We start from the raw sequence: 18,058 nt of genomic DNA, 5'->3' as shown, positions 1-18,058 counted from the left end.
TGATAAAAGATCAATGATGGCTTATCAATCATCAATCATCAATTATAAATCATGATTGATCAGTAATGAGTAATGTGGATCAAGACCTTCCAGTCAATACATCAGCGATCAATCATCTTTTATCAATGATCATTCATGATAAATAATACAAGTCTTGTACAGAAATGTGCGGGGCTTTTTAGTTTGGGCCTATGGTGAAAACGAGTTGAGAACTATATGACGCCACTGGGATTACTACAGAAACACCAGTCATCTGCAACTGTACATTGATTCCAGAATAAGATACACTATTCCCCAATCCCAAAATTCCGGAAAAGTTTATGGTGCAAAATGCTGTATCGGTAGCCTGAAGGATCTCTACATAAGTGGTTCCGCCATTAACAGTTGCTGTACAGCCAAGGCAAAGCCCACTGATAGTAGCCGTTCCACCACTTCTTTTGGCATAGAGATGCAGAGCGTTATTCCAGGTTGTAGGAGTATAGCGTACACTGATCCTGGCGGCTCCATTGGAGAGAAGATTGAGAAAAGATCCCGGCATTGTTCCTGATAATATGATGGCATTGGTAGCACTTGCATAAGTTCCTCCATAGTTGCTTCCTGCTTCAGTAATAGCGGGTACACTTACTGTCCATCCACTTCCGCTGGGAGTTACTGTTTGAGCTTCCAGATAACTGCCAATCATTATAGGAATGAGATACAGATATTTTTTTAAAAGGATATTGCTGAGAAGGCGACTATTGATTTTCATTTTTCAATTTTATTCTGTGATGGTATAGGTGATGATGACAGGAGTATTGGTTCGGGCTGAAAGATTAGCATAAGAACTAACCGAAAGGCTGATCGTAAGCATATGCCCGTTATTCGCGCCATTTCCGGTAAATGCACCACCTATTCCTGTAATAATAGTAGTAGCCGTTGTACTGAGAGTAACCAGCCCGGATGATGTACCCAATGTACCACCGCCAGCTCCGGAAGCTGCCGCTGCCTGCACTCGTATATTTACTCCTGCGATGAGCGTATTGATAGATGCAGTAATTCTTCTGGTAAGCCCTCCCGATGCAATAGCCGAAGTATAATTGATCCATTTTGTGGTATTGGCTGCCGGAACAGTTACAGCTTGTCCTGCTTCTGTTGGAGCTGTAAAATTCAATGTAAAATTTCCCGCGGGTTCTATATCCATCAGTGTAACGACCGGAAGCGTTATCGGAACAGTCGTTTGCGAGGACATGGCGATCGGAATGAGACTAAAAATCAGATATATGATATGTTCTTTTAATTTCATTTTTTCTTTTTTAATTCATTATAACCTACTTTGATCATTTCCTGCTGGTATTTAATTTCACTCTGCTGTTTTACGATATGAATGGCAACATTCTGTGTTTCCGATGGCTTAAGGCTGTACTGGAAAGAATCCGTTGCTATTTTATACCGCTTGTCAAGACCGTTTCTGTACAATTTAACTTTCCATTCTCCGGGACGCAGATACATGAAGTCAAATGTTTCACCGATGAAGGCTATTTTCCGGTAAGTCTGTTCACCGTTTGATGCTTCAATAATGATGCTTTGTCTTTTCTTTTTCTCTGTTTTAGGTGAAAACTGCGCGAAGCTGTACGACTCCTTATCTTCAGTTTCAATAAGTTCTATATTTCCTTTAATGGTAGATGCCCTGGTTAATCCGAAGTTGAATGTATTTTCTTTGCCGGTAAGATGTAGAGAAGCCGGTAAAGAAATATTGGTAATATCATTAATATCAGCCGTAGATCGGTCTATCTCCAGAAAATAATCTCCGGGAACAACATTTTTAAACAAATAATTTCCATCTTTGTCCGTAATGGATAAATGGTTGCCCAGCATCAATCTGATTCCCTCCGTTTTTTTTACACCCAGATTGCTGATGTTTCCTGATAAAGTTGTGTACTCCGCAGTTTTCTGTACCGGAACGTTAAGACGAAGAGTATAACGCAAAGAAAATATAAAATCCTTATTCCCGAGCTCACCGCGTTGTAATGAATATCTTCCAGAAAGATCAATTTCACTGCCCCTAAAAAGTTGCTGATGAAACAGAACCTCAAAAAGATTCCTGTCTCTGAAATATTCTTCAGGCATATAATTATTCTGATAAAAAATGCTTAGGCTGGTCTTATCCGAAAACCTGCTGAAAATTCTTGCTCCGTAATAAACCTGTTTGTCATTCTGCAGCTGATACCTTGAGGTAATCGCATAACTTGCATAAATATTGAAGGAGGTCTTAAATTTTTCAAAAGATATATTAGTAGTATAAAAACTGGAATTTCCATTAAATCCACTCAGATAATTATTGGTTTTCCCAAACTGTCCCTGAAGATTCACCTGAAACATTCCGATCTGCTGGTCAATACTTACTTTAAAATACTTTTCATAATAATCAAACTGTTTTGGTTCCAGGCGATCCTGGTACTTCTGAAATCCATTATAGAAAGTGATAAGGCCACTCGTCATATATTTGTACTGTATTCCATACTGCAGAAAACTTCTGTAGGGCGCTGCATAGAATAACGTATCCCGCTGGAAATTCTTGGCATCCTGAATGTAATTTCCAAAGACATTCAGCTTTTTAGAAATCCTGTACTGAAGGCTCCCGTTAAATGTACTTGTATTGGTGAAATATCCCGCAAATTTCGGACTTGCACGCATATACATCAGATTACCATTAAACCTTTCAAAAGTGGCCTGTGCCTGCGCCATATAAGCGGTTCCTTCCATCTGTTCGGTCTTACTGAATGCAGCCTCTCCGGAAATCATTATGTTTTTTGAAATCTTGAATTTTCCTGTGGTGTACGGAAGGTGAGCTTCGGAATCCAGTCTGATATTGCCAAAGTTCATTTCTCCTTTCCTCGGAATTTTATAAAGATACCCCGCAGTGATCTCTGATTCTTTACGGATTTTAAAGGTTGAATACACATTGAATTCATCCTTGATATCTCTGAAAAACCGCGGATGATTGTAAAAACCACCCAGACTGACGTTTTTGAAATCATAGCGTATTTCAGCCCCACGGCCATATCTTGCGAACTCCGTCAAATAAGAGGCAGAATAAGTTTTATCACCAAGATGAAGAAAAAAATGGTCTCTTTTATAATTGATAAAATACTCTTCATACTGAGTAAAAGAATTGAATTCAACAGGATTTTTTGTTACCGCATGAAATTCAATCTGATTTTTATTGTCTTTGTCAAGTGTTCCTTTACCATATATTTCTCCCTGAAATCCATCCTGGTAAACACCCATATTCTTCATTCCGATAAAAGACATGGAAGCAGAAACAGGAAGTCGGTGATAAATATCGTCTGCAACAGGTTTTACGGATATAACTTTTACGCTTACATAAGCTATCTGATTTTCTGTTGGGTTATCCCGAGAATAGACAGACAGGTTCAGATTCTGAAATTCATTCTGCCCAACTTCTGCATTCGTGACTTTATAGATACCGATTACTTTTGATTCGTTGGGACCTAATGTAATAGACACATCATGATCTACTACTGCATTTTTACTTTCTAAAATCAGCGTTTCGGTAACATTTCCATTGTTTTTTAATAAGAAAGAAGCCTGAATCGTTTCACCCGCGCGGATAAATTCAGGGGAATTTAATGAAGTTAGACTGAGTTTTCTGCTTCCGGAAATAATAACCTTCAAGGTTTTGATGAAGGTGGTTCCATCGTGTTGGTCGGTTCCGTGAAGAATGACCGAGTAAACTCCCTGTGCTGCTTCTGCCGAGATCCGGACGGGAACAAGATAAACTGTTTTCTCATGAGCTGAGATTTTAAGTTGTCCTTTTGCTAAAATAGGGGTAAGAAACGGACTCGAAGCCGTAACTGTAAGTTCGTAGGTTTTATTTTCATCCGAATTGTTTTCTAATGCAAAGGAAATAGAAGTAGACATTCCCGGCATTAAACTATCTTTTTTACTGGCCAATTGACTTGACTGCTGTTGAGAAAAAATAAGTACCGGGAATAGTGATAACAGGACGATATATAAAATCCAAGTTTTAATCATTCTTTACTTCTAATTCCACATTGAGTGCAAAGGCATTTTCGTCTTCATCCGTGGCTATAATGACCGCTTTGTAGTGGTCTGCCGGAACTTTGCTGATATCAATGTAGAATGATTTGGAGGTCTGTGGTAATAATCCCATCGCAATGCTCGAATAGCTTCCGATGCGTTCTCCGGTTTTCCGGTTGTAGATTTCTATAGCCGCTGTAGGCTTACAGTACAGATTGCCGCTGTTGGCGATGGCTATTTTTGCGATCTGTTTTCCTTCTTCTTTCTCAATTTTTACACTCTCAAATTTAAGGTCCGGTTTGGCTTTTTCTGTTGCATAATCAGTGATGATCTGAATGGCATAACGTACGACAGAAGTGATATTAACACCCACTTTATCATCGCTCGGTTTTATATCATCTACAGGCTCAACAATAATCACACTCCAATAACTTCCCGGGTCTACCGATTGATTGGGAACGGTAATTTCATAAAATACCTCAGTTTTTTCCTTTCCCTTCAAAGTGATCAGATTCGTATTCAGTTTGATCCAGTCACCATTCGTTCTACTATTTGTACGAACAGTCGTATAATTGATGGATCCATCCGCATGATATGTAAAATCCTGTAAAAATAATTTTACGCTCTGAGGTTTGGTGCCTGTATTTTCGATCTCCACTTTTCCTTTGTATACTTTTCCGTTTTCTACTTTGTAGGCGTGAGTAAGACCGTTTAGAACGACAATACCGGCATATAAAAAGCTAAACTGCAGCATCATCAATATCAAAAGAAAAATACGCTTCATCATAATCATGTAAAGTTTGAAATTAAATTGCAGGCCATATAAAACCTGGAAGAAACTGTCGGGCGGTTTCTTCTTGTATTACTTAAAATTGAGAATAAAAATTAGTTGTCCGAGATCGTGTAGGTAACTGTAGCTACAGTAGTAGCTGTTGCCTGTAGATCTGCATACACAGCTACACCACCAGGTCCGCTTCCTGCCGCCAGAGCATACGTCAGATTATGTCCGTTGTTAGCCCCGTTTCCGGTATAGGCACTTCCGATCCCTGAAATAATAGTCTGATCCGCTGCACTCAATGTGATCTGAGCTGCCGGCGTACCCAATGTTCCGGCTCCACTTCCTGTTGCCGCTGCTGCCGTTACATGGATATCGATTCCTGGAATAAGGGCATTGACTTTCACGGAAACATTACGGGTCGGATCTGCCACAGATTTGATGGATGAATAATTCAGCCAAAGTGTATTGTTGGACGCACTCGCTGTCAATGGGTTACCGGCTTCTGTAGGTGCTGTAAATCCCAGAGTAATGTTTTTGGTTGCAGCAGGTTCAATATCTACCAGTGCAACTTCAGGAATGGAAATGGTGATCGTGTGATTGTCAGTATTGGTATCTTGAGCTTTTAGGCCGCCTGAAAATGCGGCGGTAAGAAAGCATACTGCAAGGCTAAGGTTTAATTTTTTCATGATGTTTGTTAATTAGTTAAGTGAATTTAATAAAAATCAGTAAATAATAGTAAAAAAATCTTCTTTTTTAAATATTATTATGTATTCTTTTACAGTATTACATTATGTGTTGTAATATCTGTATGCAAATTATATAAATCTGCCGTACTGAGCTATGATCGTAATCATAAGAAAAGCCTCGCATAAACTATGCAAGGCTTTGGTTTTTATCATCTTCCGGGTTATGCCCAGTGCGGATCTGAAATAGAAACTTTTCCGGTTTCTACTCTTCCTGCAAAATGCCAGATATGATCGTCTGATCTTAGTTTTAAATCATACCAGCCTTTATTTTTGCTGAGATCAATTTTTATTTTTTCATCGGGCTGATTTAGAGAAACCGTCTTCGTCGTTTTATCATACAGATCTTCCAGAATAACCGAAACGTTTCCTTTTTTCTTTTTGAAAACCAGTTCTGCTTCATTTTTTGAACCGCTGTTGAGCAGCTGTACTTCTATTCCCGGTGTATTGCTACCACTGAATTTCCGGAAGAAACCATTCGGACCAAAGATTTCATAATCATAGGTTCCGGGATTCACTGTATGGGCGAGTTCCTGCTTTGAATACAGGGCATATGAAAAATGATAATCGGTGCTGTTAAATTTTGTTCTGTCATACATTAACAAAGGAACTCCGGCTTCTTTTAAATTGGTCATTTTGATCTTTCCGTTGTTCAGATTCACATGGAAATGATAGGGAAGCGGGTTGGAAGGCTTAGTTCCTCTTTCCTGAATTTCAAGCAGGCTGTCATTAATTTCATTTTCAGCATGCCATTTCAAATGGGGAACAGGCTTACTTTTGGCAGCATTAATGGTCTTTGTATACTCTTTCTGATCCAGATAATCCATCTGGGGAGCTTTGGTGTTGGAAGAATTAAAGGCAGAAGTCAGGTCTCCGCAAACTGCTCTTCTCCAGTCACTGATATTGTCAACTTTTACATCCTTACTGAATTTTTTCTGAATAAATTTCTCCAGGAACTGCAGCACGGAAGTATGATCCGATATTTCTGAATTCACAAAACCTCCTTTCGTCCAGGGCGATGCAATAATCATCGGAACTCTGTAGCCTAAACCGACTGTTCCTTCTATTTTTTCATAGTCTTTCAATGAAGGCTGGGACATATACTCCTGTGATTTATTCACGTATTCCACTCCTTCTTTACCGTTCATATCAACTGGCTGACTTGGATTAACGGGTGGAGCAAATGGAAGAACATGATCGAAATAACCGTCGTTTTCATCGTAATTAATAATAAAAATAGTCTTTTTCCAGGTTTCAGGATCTTTGGTCAGAATATTTAATACTTCTGAAATATACCATGCCCCGTACCAGGGCGATCCCGGATGATCCGAAAAATGTTCGGGAGCCACAAGCCAGGAAACCAAAGGAAGTTTTTTCTCTTCCACATCTTTCCGGAACTGGAAGAGTACATCGCCCTTAGGAACGACTAATTTCTGTCCGTTTTCATCTTGCCCAATTTCAAGATTCCAGTAGTCAGGATCGTTGATATTGGTGGTGAATGCTTTTTCGTGCAGATTTTTTTCGTGCTGCGAAAGCTTAGCATAGTTTTCGGGAGCATAACGGGTCTGATCTTCTTCAAGTTCAGCGATCAGTGTTTCAAATCTTTTCTTCTGATCCGGTTTTTTAGCCATCTCTTCTTTCAGATAAGCGATGATCTTAGGAATATTCTGATGATAGCCTTTTGAAAATTTCACATTGAATTTGGAAAACCATTCAATAGGATTATCCGTAAAATTGCTCAGCCAGGCCTCCTGCTCACTGGACATTCCCTTCGGAAGACTGATCTCATTCTGATAGATCTTCCACGACACCATCTGTTCCTCTAAAATTTCAGGAAAACTTTTCCAGTGGGCCTGTTTTGCTTTGTCGTAATCAATATTTTCATTGTAAACATTGGCCTTTACTTTTCCGTTTTGCTGCTCCCTCAAAGTTCCGGACCAGTGGAAAAGCCTGTTAGGAGTCGTTCCTGTAAGTGAAGAGCAAAAGTATTGGTCAAAAATCGTAAATGCATCCGCCAGCTGATAATAAAAAGGAAGATCTTCCCTGTTATAGTAACCCAATGTAAGCGGAATATTTTTATAGTCTTTATTTCCCGAGGCTTTAAACTGAAGCCACTGATCATATTTTCTTTTATTTAAAGCTTTCTGCTGATCAGACCACGAGTGAGGTAAAGAGCTCATCCACGTTGAATTTGTATTTCTTAGATCCAGTCGGGCAGGTGAAGCATATTTTCCGGAATCATCTTTTTGAAAGAAAACGGAATGTCCGTCCTGTTTCACGAAAGCTCTTTTGTCTAAAAATCCCCTTACGCCTTTTAATGCCCCGAAAGCATGGTCAAAAGAACGGTTTTCCTGCATCAGGATCACAACATGTTCTGCATCATAAAAAGTAGACAGTGCTGCAGGCTCAATGGCCAGTGCTTTTAAAATAGCAGGATGAAGAACGCTTGAAGTTCCCAGTCCCGCCAGCAAAAGGCTTGATTTTTCTAAAAATTCTCTTCTGTTCATGTTCAATCAAAATAAGAAATAAACCGCAAGTTAAAAAGGATTTTCCTGCGGTTGATCTGTTTTTATATAAATTTTAGATTCTTACTGAAGCCACCATGGTTTAGAACGGATATTGTCATTTCCTCCGTATTGGGCTGTCACTGCAGCTTTCAGGTTGGTATTGTTATAGTTATATTCAGCTTGTGGGTATCTGAATCTGAACGGGGCAGAAACTCCGTCTTTCAGCGGATATTCAGGATATCCTGTTCTCAGATAATCATAATAAGAAGTCCACTGGCTCTGGTGAAACATAGTCATATATTTCTGAGTCATAATTTTCTCCAGACGTTTTTCCGGAAGATCAGTATCGCTGTAAACCACCAGTGGCGATACAAGATATTGGTTTACATCAAATCCTGAAAAATATTGTCCCGGATTTTTTACATACGTCTGATAGAAACTGAAACTCGCTTTAATGGCATTGTCATAATGCGTTTTTGCAGATCCGGAGATCCATCCTCTGCTGGCAGCTTCCGCAAGAATAAATTCAAGTTCCGGATAGCTTAATATGGAAGAGGGCTCATTGGTAGCATCTTTATAAAAACGGTCGTTGACTTTTGAAATATTTTTTGCAGTGATCAAAGCGGCATTGTCAGAATAGGGAGAATTGGGATCTCCACCGTTGTATCCTGTGAAATCTGTAACAGGCTTTCCGGCTTCTTTGGCACCTGTAGTCTGTGCTGCAAAAGTGAAAAGACGCGGATCCTGTCTCAGTTTAAACAGATTGATAAAATAATCGGCCATGTATAAACTTGATCCGTAACCACTGCTGTTGAACATGGTATATCTGCTGTCTGCAGCATCAACAAATTTAAGTTCTCCGTTATCTGAGATGGAAGTCATTAAAGGCTGATTGTTGGCAATAGAAGCAAATTCAGATGTCACACTGTAACTTCCCAGGGTCATTTTTTTAGACATGGTGATTAAAATCTTCAGTCTGAAAGAATTGATCAGCTTTTTCCATTTGGTGGCATCTCCGTTGTAAATGATGTCACCTTCTATTTTATCAGTGGTATTGATCAGATCATTGGCTTCTTTCAATTCTGATAAAATTCCGGTCATTACAGTTTCCTGGCTGTCGTATTTCGGCTGGGTAATTCCTGATTCACCCTTTACAGCTTCCGTGTAAGGAATGCTTCCGAATTTTAAACTTAAATTAAAAAAATGATACGCTCTGTAGAATTTACCGATGGCCACGTAGTTCTTATTGTTGATCTTCGCAGCTTCGTCCATCATTTTTCCTACATTCAGAAGACTTTTGGTATAGGGCTCGAAAGTATCATCATTCCATTTCATGTATTGGTAGACGTTTTCACCGTCTGTCCCGATCATCATTCTGGAAGCATACATATTGTCACCGGTCACCTGAAAAGTATTTTTGGACACATAGGTCAAAAGAACTTTAGGGTCTACCGTGGCCTGATCATTAGGGTTTTCATTGATTTTGTCAAGATCGGATTCGCATGAAGCCAATAGCATAAGTCCTGCAAAAGCAGCCGATTTTATACTGAATCTTCTGAGCCATTTTGCTGTTATACCACTCTGCGATTTCGCTATAATATTGATATTGTTTTTCATTGTTCAGGATACTTATTAATTAAAATTTAAGATTAAATCCGATTCCGATCCATCTGCTGGAAGGATCCTGGATGTCATTCACGTCTTTGGAACCGATCTGGTAGTCCGGGTCAGAATAAAGGTTCTTCGATTTTTTCCACATCGCCAGATTGTAGGCAGAAATATTGGCCGTGAAATTCTTGATCGTTCCTTTCGGATTAAGGAGATAAGAGAAGTCATATTCAAGGACTACAGATCTCAGTTTGACAAAGGTTCTGTCGAAAACATTCGCGAATAATTCACTTTCGTCTTCTGTTACCCTTGCCTGATAAGGGTAGTTCTGTGCCCAGTCCTGGAAGCTGATAGGCTTCGTATGCGGAGTGTACATTCCGGTAGTTGCGTTGTAATTGACCCCATCCGGCACGAAATAATACGTTCCCGGATTCGCATATTCAAGATCTCTGTAAGCTGTTGAGTTCGGATGTTTTCCACCCCACCACATTTTTTCTACCACCTGAGATCTCATGACACCGCCTATGCTTCCGTCGATTCCGATGTTCAGTGAGAACTTTTTATATTTGAAGGTGTTGTTAAAACCAAAAGTCCAGTCCGGATTGAAATGGCCCAGATTGCTTGGTGCATCTGCTCTTGTAGGCATTCCTGTTTTAGCATCCAGCACTACTTTTCCATCAGGAGATTTCTTCCAGGTGTAATCATAGAAACTGTCCATTCTTTCGCCGAGCTTGATGTTGTTGTAGTTCGGCATATTGTCATAGATGGAAGTCAGTTTCTGCTCGTAAGTGCTCCAGTTAATCAAAGATTTCCATGTGAAATTGGCAGTCTTTACAGGAACCAGACCTAATGAGATTTCCAAACCTTTTGTGGTGTATTCGTTGCCGTTCACATATTGAGAAGTGAATCCTGATGATGGCGCAGCAGGGAATTCAAGGATGTTATTATAGTCCAGCGTTCGGAAATACGTTACATCCAGAGTAAGCCTGTTCTTGAATAGCCCGGCACTCATTCCAAGTTCATAAGATTTGGTCTGTTCCGGTTTTAAAGAATTTTCAACGTTCAGGATGGTAGGATAATTGAACATCGGGTTTCCGTTGAACGTAGTTCCTTTATTGTTAAAATAATAGTTTCTGATTGAATATGGTTTGAAATCATACGCTACTTTCGCCCACGAAGCTGAAAGTTTTAACAGACTCACCGCTTCAGGCATTTTCACCAAATTTGAAATCACCGCACTTACTGATGCAGAAGGGTAGAAGTAAGATCTGTTGGCCTTTGGAAGTGTGGAAGACCAGTCATTACGTCCCGAAACGTTGATGAAAAAAGCATCATACAATCCGATATCGATCGTTGAATAAGCACTGTAGATCAGTTTTTCTTTAAGGTAATCATAGTATTTTACCGCACCTGTAGAGTTTTCTAATGAATACAGCTCAGGAATCTTCAATCCGTCTGTTGAAGCGTTGTCTATATTGTTTTTGTAGTAAAATGTAGAACCTCCGGCATTGATGGTAAAGTCAAAATTATCAGAGATTTTTTTCTTGTAGGTGGCCAGTACATCAGAATTGAGGTTCCAGGTTTTGGCATCATTCAGCAGATAACCACCGCTTCTTGGAGCACTGTAGTTGAAGTAGGAGTAAGGACTTAGTATTTCCTGCTTGTTGTGATTCTCAACTATGGAGATTTTACCTTTTACAGAGAAATCTTCGGTAGCTTTATACTCCAAGCCAGTCTGTGCATTGATCACATTGGTTCTGTTCTTATTTTTATAATATTCAGCTCCGAACCATGGATTGTTGTACCATGCATAATTCCAGTTGGCCTGTGCAGTACCTTCTTTTCCGGGAATCCACATATGGTTTTTAAGATCTCTTCCGTCTACGTCCGCTCCCATCCAGATCAGGATGGTATACATATGCCCGCTTGGGTTGTAGTCGTAGTTGGGAATGTTGGGTGTAAAAGTCTGAGTAAAGTTGAATTTGGTATCAAAGGTCAGTTTTTCACCTAAGTGATTTTCAGAAGAGAAATTGACCCCGTAACGCTGCAGGTACGAACCGGGAACCCTATCGTCATAATTCATGAAATTTCCTGAGAGTCTGTAGATGTCTTTATTGTTTTTATAGCTGATCGCGAAACTGTTATTGTTGATGACGGCCGGCTTTAGAAATGTATCTAAGTTATCGTGATACTTCCAGTCGATCGGAACTCTTTCATATCTTGATTTATCATTGTACTGCGTTCCGGTTACCGCACCATACCATGGTGTTATCTGTCCCGTCAGTTTATCTCGGATCGGGCTGTTCCACTGGGCAATTTGCAGTCCCGGGACAAATTTGGGTCCCCAGATCATATCACCATCATTCACACCGCCGTCTGCTCCGTCCCAGAATTCGTACTTTCCGTGCGAGCCGTTTCCATATTCGGTTTGGGTTTTGGGAAGATTCGTGAATCCGGTGGTAACCATTGTGTTTTGAGAAAATTCTACCGAGAAACCGTTCTTTTTTGCACTTTTAGTGGTGATCAAGACAGCTCCGTACCTTCCTCTGGAACCGTATAGGGCAGAAGCTGTTGCTCCTTTCAGAACATTGATGTTGGCAATATTATTAGGATCCAGATTCTGGAAAACTTCTTTTTCTACGATCACCCCATCAATAACGAAAACCAGATTGGAATTTCCTCTCAGCGTAAACTGCGGAGCCTGCTGCATTCCGGTAGGATTGGAAACATTCAGACCTGCTACCTGTCCGGAGAATAAGTTTCCTATACTCGGCGAGGTAATCGTTTCAAACTGTTTGGTACCTACTTCCTGAGTGGCATACCCGATTTTTTCTTTCTTCTTGGCAATACCCAAGGCCGTAATAACGACACCTTCAATCTGTTTTTCATTGGCTTTAGTCAAAACAACAGAATATTGTCTTTTAGTAGAAACTTCCACCGTGTACATGGAAAAATCAGGAGCATAAAACTCAAGGAGATCTTTTGGGTTGGCTGAGATCGTAAAATTACCGTTTTCATCGGTCACCGTAGTTTTTCCGTTGTTTTTGTCGGTAATGCTTACTCCGGGAACGATGGAGCCGTTTTCGGATTTTACATTTCCGGAAATGTTAATTTCTTGGGCAGTAAGGTAAAGGGGGAGTAAAAAAACAGCAAAAGTAGCTAAAGTCTTCTTCATTTTTTTTGAGGACAAATTTAGCGGGGTAGTGTTACCAGTATTTTAATGTGGTATTAAAATAAAAATACGTTTTTAATATTTTTTAACAGAAACATTTAACATAATAATAAAACTGAAAATGTTTGAGTTATTTAATATTTGCTTTTATTTTACTATTTATATTATGATGTAAAAGCATAACTTTTCGATGGATAAACCATACATAATTTTTTAAACTCAAAGTTTGAATATCATCCTTCTTATTTTAGAAATGCAAACAATGGAATCAATTAAAATTGATTCTATGAAGCGTACTGATAAAATGCTTGCTTACTCAGTGGCGCAGCCACATCTATTTGCTCATCTTAAAATTAATGCACATTATTTTGAAACTTTGCGTTTAAAAACTCTGGAATTAATTAAATGAAAGGAGTGATGAAGAATATTCTCTCCTAGAATCTACTCAGGATACCCCAGTGAATCTTGATATCATTAAATTTAAAAGGATTCCCGAACTCATTACCATTCGAAAGCTGGAAACTCATCAGCCCGATCGGTATAAAAAAGTTAAATCCAAGTCCGACACTGTAGAGCTTAGGCTTTACATTTAAAGATTTATTATTGAGCTGTCCGTATTGTCCGAAGAAGTCAAAAAAGGCTTGGTTCCCAATAAGATATCGATATTCTAAACCTGCGTAATAATAAAAGTCAGCACTGAGAGATTTCTCGTTGAAACCCCGCATAGAATTCCAGCCCCCGAAACGGTACAATTCATTCGCAGAAAACTCAACCTTTGAATCCATCATCGCTCCTTCACCTTTGATATTAAGGAAATGGTTACCGGAAATATGGTAATTATGCTCTCCAAAGAAATAGAATTGGTTCTGGTTGGCCTTAATATTATCTTTGGAGTAAGTAGTTGTCAGATAATCGTATCCCGCATTGATTCTTGTTTTGTACAGGAAAAGATCAATATCCGTAGGTTCTGTCATTTCAAACCAGATCCCGAGTCCTTTTTTATTGTAATCTTTACCCTGAACATATAAGGCATCAATGATACTCGATGTTTCCAATGTCCCACGAAGTCCGATTTTATTACGGTTGTTGATGTGATAGTAGAAAGCCGGAAGGAACTTGACGTTCGCAAAAGTAGAATCCTGTCTGAAAATATTAACTTTCAGGTTCATCCCCACATTGGATTTAAACAGATACGGAATATCAGTCTGAAGGTCAAACGTCTGCCCTTTATCCGGGTTTCTCTGCCAGTAAAGATTCACGGTCTCAAAACTGTTGAACATATTCCTGAAATTCACGTTCAGGGTTCCGTTCAGGGTGAATTTCTCCGTTTTGTCATTTCCGAAACCGATCACTCCATCGAAAGTATTCGTTTTTTTCTTTTCCATAAACAGATAAATGCTTGTGGAATCTTTGGTGAATAAAGTTTGAGGAGGTCTTTCAAGGGTAACAAAAGCATGATTCTGGAAATTTTTACTGATGGCCACAAGATTTTTGTCATCGTAGGTTTTTCCTTTGAATTCTTTTTCCAGGTTTTTCATAAACCTTTTGGGAACCCTCTCATAACCTTTGACGACAAAACCGTTAATCGTTCGCTTATCATTCTTGTTGATGTCAAGTTCTATGATGGGATAACCGTTTTTCTGACCTTTGTATTTAGATTTCAGGCGGCTGAAAGAATAACCGTCATCAATGTACTTTTTGTTAATACTTTTCTTTGTTGAATCTAAATTTTTGGTGAAAAAAACTTTCTGGATCTTTAACCTTTGTGCAATAGAATCAGAAATTTCTACATAGGTTTCGTTGAAGTTTTTTCCTTTGTCGTAAAAAATTTCTGTACTGTCACCTTTCACTTTGACATCTTTCAGTTTAGTGAAGAAATAATTGCTCTGGGATAGAGAATCCAGAAATTTGACTGCAGAAACAGAATCTTTTACTTTTTTTCTGACCTTCGTTTCCGTGTCGATGAGCCAATACTGTTTCTTCTGCGCTTGTACAAAAACGCAGAACAGGATAAAAAATATTTTTAGAAATAACTTCAATGCTCAATTTATCTAAACCATTAATGGATATTGTAAGAATTAATTCAAGCTCATTCTTAACTTCTAATAGATCTTAATGGTTCAAACCAGTATTAAATAATTTTTTTTAAATAACTGAATTTAGTCCAGTTTATTATATTTCTTCATCAGATTTTCATACGTTCCCTGAGGAAGGATCCATTTCAACGGAACCCCGATCTTCTGCCCGAATTTACCAAAATAATAATGGGCCTTCCATTTATTTTTATTCAGAAGATTTTCAACGTAGGTAGCTACCTCAAGAGGTTCAGTTCCGTCGCCTACGTGGGAATTCATCAAAGCATACACTTTATTGAATACACTTTTATAAGGAGCAGAAACTTCCGTTCTTACCCTGTTCTCTGCAATATTCGTTTTGATGTCACCAAGGTGCAGCGAGCAAACGTCGATATTCCATGGATAGACTTCATACCTCATCGCTTCCGTTACTTTATCCAGAGCAGATTTTGAGGCAGAATAAAAACCGCGGAACGGAAGTCCCATTTCACTTCCGATACTCGAAATATTGATGATCTTTCCGAATTTGTTTTCACGCATTTTCGGAAGAACGGCGCTCATCATCTGGACAGAACCTACAAGATTCAGGTTGAAAAGTTTTAAAATATCTTCTTTGGTAGAATCTTCTACAGCTCCCACCATTCCCATTCCGGCATTGTTGATCAGGACATCAATCCTTGATTCTGTTTTTAAAACTTCAGCGATAGCATTCTGAACGGCACTGTTATCGGTCACATCTGTCGGGATAGACCTGAAATATTGGCTTTCTGTATGTTTTCGGCTTAAACCGTATACTTGATGCCCTTTCTTTCCAAAATATTCAGCCAGTACAAAACCTATTCCTGATGAGGTTCCAGTGATGATGATCGTCATTGAATTGTTTATAATTTTTTAGACTTTTTGCTTTTTGTTCCGGATGCCGGTGAACCGTTTTTTATCAACTGTCTCAGCGTAACCGTATTTTCAGCAAATGTAAAAAAAGAAAAGTGAACTCTGTTATTTATTTATGGCTTAAAATGGTTCAGGATGTATATTATCCCGCCATATGAATCTGAATCTTAAAATAAGGATAATAAAGTTGAGGTTTATTTAAACTAAATTATTAGTTTAAAATTGATATGTCTGAAAATTAAATTGTTGTATTTGCCTTTTGTCGGTTAATATGACGATATCCGTTTGTTAATAAAAAGATAAGAAAACCTTAATGGAACGGACCCAAGAGCTTTACTAATTTTGCCCGAACGTATTATGAAATTATCAAAAAAAACAGCAGCAGTACTCGCTTTTGGTTTGTTTACCCAAAACCAGGCACAAAATTATCTGAAGTACACCGTAGGAAATGCCCATTCGCATAATGATTATCAGCAAGAGATTCCTTTCTGGCAGGCCTATAACGCCAAATTTGGATCTGTTGAAGCGGATGTTTTTTTGGTGAAAGGGAAATTATGGGTTGCTCATACAGAAAAAGAGTTGTTACCAAACCGTACACTTGAAAACCTTTACCTTGATCCGATATCGAAACAGATCAAACTGAATAAAGGAAATGTCTATTCTGATGGTAATAAAAAGCTACAACTGCTTATCGATATCAAACAGGATTACAAAACATCTCTCAGTGCCTTGGTGAGCGTTTTGAAGAAATATCCTGAAATTACCGGCTGTCAGGGAATTAAAATTGTAATCACTGGTGGAAGACCACAGCCGGGAGATTTTAAGAACTATCCAAATTATCTCTCTTTTGACGGGAATCTTGATACAAATTATACCGATGATCAGTTGAAAAGAATCGGTCTGTTCAGTGCAGACTTCCAGAATCTTGTTCAATGGAACGGAAAAGGAATTCCAAGGGACGAGGAAACAGAAAAGATCAGACAATCTGTAGCAAAGGCCCATGCTCAGCAAAAGCCTGTCCGATTCTACGGAGCCCCTGATTTTACCAATGCCTGGGTAAATCTGATGGATCTTAATGTAGATTATATCAATACGGATCATATTCCCGATCTTAAAAAGTTCATCAATACTATTCCAAAGAATTTTTATAAAAATACAAAGGAGTATGAGGTCTATCAGCCAACGTATAAAACAGATAAAACCGATAAAAAAGTTAAAAACGTTATTCTCCTGATTCCGGACGGAACTTCTCTTCCGCAATACTATGCTGCTTTTACGGCCAATAAAGGAAAGCTGAATGTTTTCAATATGAAATCCACCGGATTATCCAAAACCAATTCTTCGAACGCTTACATTACAGATTCAGCACCGGGATCCACGGCATTTGCTACCGGCATTAAAACCAAAAATACATTTGTAGGAGTAGATGATCAGGGGAAAGCTCTGGCGCAAATCCCCGATATTATTGCTGCTAAGGGAATGGTTTCCGGCTTAATTTCTACAGGAGATGTTACCGATGCCACGCCGGCGGATTTCTATGCCCATTCAGACAATAGAAACAGCTCAGAACCAATTCTGAAAGATTTTGTCAATTCTAAAACTAAAATTTTAATTGGAGGACCTACCAACGGATTGAGCCGGGAGAATGTGCAAAAGATAAAAGATGCTAAGATCGATTTTTATCAGGATCTGAAATCAGTTGGTAAAATAAATAATCGTACGCTGGTGATTGATCCTTTGGCTTCACAAAGAATGAGCAATGGTAGAGGCAACTGGCTGGCAGATGCTTTTGACCTTACGTTAAATGATTTAAAGGAAAACAAAAAAGGTTTCTTTATGATGGTCGAAGCTTCCCAGACAGATAGCGGCGGACACAGTAATAATCTGGAGCAGCTGGTAACCGAATTGCTGGATTTTGATCATGTAGTAGGAAAAGCGATGAAGTTTGCTGATGAAAATAAAGAAACGCTGGTGATCGTTGTAGGAGATCATGAAACCGGAGGCTTGACACTTTTGGATGGAAGTCTTAAAGAAGGCTGGGTTTTCGGGAATTTCAGTACGAATGATCATACCTCAATTCCATCCGGTGTATTTGCTTACGGACCCCATTCTCAGGAATTTACCGGGATGTTTGAAAATACAGAGATCTTTAATAAAATACTGGAAGCCTACGGAATCCGGAAGTAAAAAGTTATTCATAAATTGTGGATAACTCTGTGGATAAGTATGTGGGCAACGTAAAA

11 protein-coding genes are annotated in these 18,058 nt (G+C 38.9%); 1 reads left to right on the top strand and 10 read right to left on the bottom strand.

What is annotated here, in order from left to right; all coding sequences use genetic code 11:
* Nucleotides 1-178 precede the first annotated feature (178 nt).
* The 10 genes from LC419_RS07305 to LC419_RS07260 all read right to left on the bottom strand — a co-directional run bounded on the left by LC419_RS07305 (nt 179) and on the right by LC419_RS07260 (nt 15,797).
* Nucleotides 179-748 carry a hypothetical protein gene (locus LC419_RS07305; protein WP_223606724.1) on the bottom strand — a complete coding sequence of 190 codons (570 nt, stop codon included), beginning with the start codon at nt 746-748 and terminating at the stop codon, nt 179-181.
* Nucleotides 749-757: 9 nt separating this feature from the next.
* Nucleotides 758-1,282 carry a hypothetical protein gene (locus LC419_RS07300; RefSeq protein WP_223606723.1) on the bottom strand — a complete coding sequence of 175 codons (525 nt, stop codon included), beginning with the start codon at nt 1,280-1,282 and terminating at the stop codon, nt 758-760.
* The gene (locus LC419_RS07295; RefSeq protein WP_223606722.1) at nt 1,279-4,035 is read right to left on the bottom strand and encodes a hypothetical protein; all 2,757 of its coding nucleotides are present in this window, start codon (nt 4,033-4,035) and stop codon (nt 1,279-1,281) included. The genes LC419_RS07300 and LC419_RS07295 overlap by 4 nt, the downstream gene beginning before the upstream one ends.
* Nucleotides 4,028-4,828: a hypothetical protein gene (locus LC419_RS07290; RefSeq protein WP_223606721.1), complete on the bottom strand. Its 801-nt coding sequence runs from the start codon at nt 4,826-4,828 to the stop codon at nt 4,028-4,030. The genes LC419_RS07295 and LC419_RS07290 overlap by 8 nt, the downstream gene beginning before the upstream one ends.
* A gap of 98 nt (nt 4,829-4,926) precedes the next feature.
* Complete coding sequence (locus tag LC419_RS07285) at nt 4,927-5,505, bottom strand: hypothetical protein (RefSeq protein ID WP_223606720.1); 579 nt, start codon at nt 5,503-5,505, stop codon at nt 4,927-4,929.
* Between the two features lie 221 nt (nt 5,506-5,726).
* Nucleotides 5,727-8,069, bottom strand: coding sequence for a phosphocholine-specific phospholipase C (locus tag LC419_RS07280; protein WP_223606719.1), 2,343 nt, complete (start codon nt 8,067-8,069; stop codon nt 5,727-5,729).
* A gap of 81 nt (nt 8,070-8,150) precedes the next feature.
* Nucleotides 8,151-9,686, bottom strand: a complete 1,536-nt coding sequence (locus LC419_RS07275; RefSeq protein ID WP_223606718.1) for a SusD/RagB family nutrient-binding outer membrane lipoprotein — start codon at nt 9,684-9,686, stop codon at nt 8,151-8,153.
* A gap of 19 nt (nt 9,687-9,705) precedes the next feature.
* A complete protein-coding gene (locus LC419_RS07270) occupies nt 9,706-12,852 on the bottom strand; it encodes a SusC/RagA family TonB-linked outer membrane protein (protein ID WP_223606717.1) in 3,147 nt (1,048 codons plus the stop codon).
* Nucleotides 12,853-13,283: 431 nt separating this feature from the next.
* Nucleotides 13,284-14,888, bottom strand: a complete 1,605-nt coding sequence (locus LC419_RS07265) for a hypothetical protein (protein WP_223606716.1) — start codon at nt 14,886-14,888, stop codon at nt 13,284-13,286.
* 120 nt (nt 14,889-15,008) lie between these two features.
* The gene (locus tag LC419_RS07260; protein ID WP_223606715.1) at nt 15,009-15,797 is read right to left on the bottom strand and encodes an SDR family oxidoreductase; all 789 of its coding nucleotides are present in this window, start codon (nt 15,795-15,797) and stop codon (nt 15,009-15,011) included.
* Between the two features lie 375 nt (nt 15,798-16,172).
* Between LC419_RS07260 and LC419_RS07255 the strand changes: the two genes are divergently transcribed.
* Entirely contained in the window at nt 16,173-18,002 is a 1,830-nt protein-coding gene (locus tag LC419_RS07255) for an alkaline phosphatase (RefSeq protein ID WP_223606714.1), read from the top strand.
* The last annotated feature ends 56 nt before the right edge of the window (nt 18,003-18,058 follow it).

The organism is Chryseobacterium sp. OSA05B, from assembly GCF_019970065.1.
Lineage (GTDB): Bacteria > Bacteroidota > Bacteroidia > Flavobacteriales > Weeksellaceae > Chryseobacterium.
The sequence above is the reverse complement of the archived record's forward strand: the minus strand, read 5'-3'. Positions and strand labels throughout refer to the sequence as shown.

Bases quoted from the DNA above. Each gene is read 5' to 3' on its own strand.
- LC419_RS07305 (WP_223606724.1), bottom strand. From the start codon at position 748: ATGAAAATCAATAGTCGCCTTCTCAGCAATATCCTTTTAAAAAAATAT.
- LC419_RS07290 (WP_223606721.1), bottom strand. From the start codon at position 4,828: ATGATGAAGCGTATTTTTCTTTTGATATTGATGATGCTGCAGTTTAGC.
- LC419_RS07295 (WP_223606722.1), bottom strand. From the start codon at position 4,035: ATGATTAAAACTTGGATTTTATATATCGTCCTGTTATCACTATTCCCG.
- LC419_RS07275 (WP_223606718.1), bottom strand. From the start codon at position 9,686: ATGAAAAACAATATCAATATTATAGCGAAATCGCAGAGTGGTATAACA.
- LC419_RS07300 (WP_223606723.1), bottom strand. From the start codon at position 1,282: ATGAAATTAAAAGAACATATCATATATCTGATTTTTAGTCTCATTCCG.
- LC419_RS07255 (WP_223606714.1), top strand. From the start codon at position 16,173: ATGAAATTATCAAAAAAAACAGCAGCAGTACTCGCTTTTGGTTTGTTT.
- LC419_RS07270 (WP_223606717.1), bottom strand. From the start codon at position 12,852: ATGAAGAAGACTTTAGCTACTTTTGCTGTTTTTTTACTCCCCCTTTAC.
- LC419_RS07280 (WP_223606719.1), bottom strand. From the start codon at position 8,069: ATGAACAGAAGAGAATTTTTAGAAAAATCAAGCCTTTTGCTGGCGGGA.
- LC419_RS07285 (WP_223606720.1), bottom strand. From the start codon at position 5,505: ATGAAAAAATTAAACCTTAGCCTTGCAGTATGCTTTCTTACCGCCGCA.
- LC419_RS07260 (WP_223606715.1), bottom strand. From the start codon at position 15,797: ATGACGATCATCATCACTGGAACCTCATCAGGAATAGGTTTTGTACTG.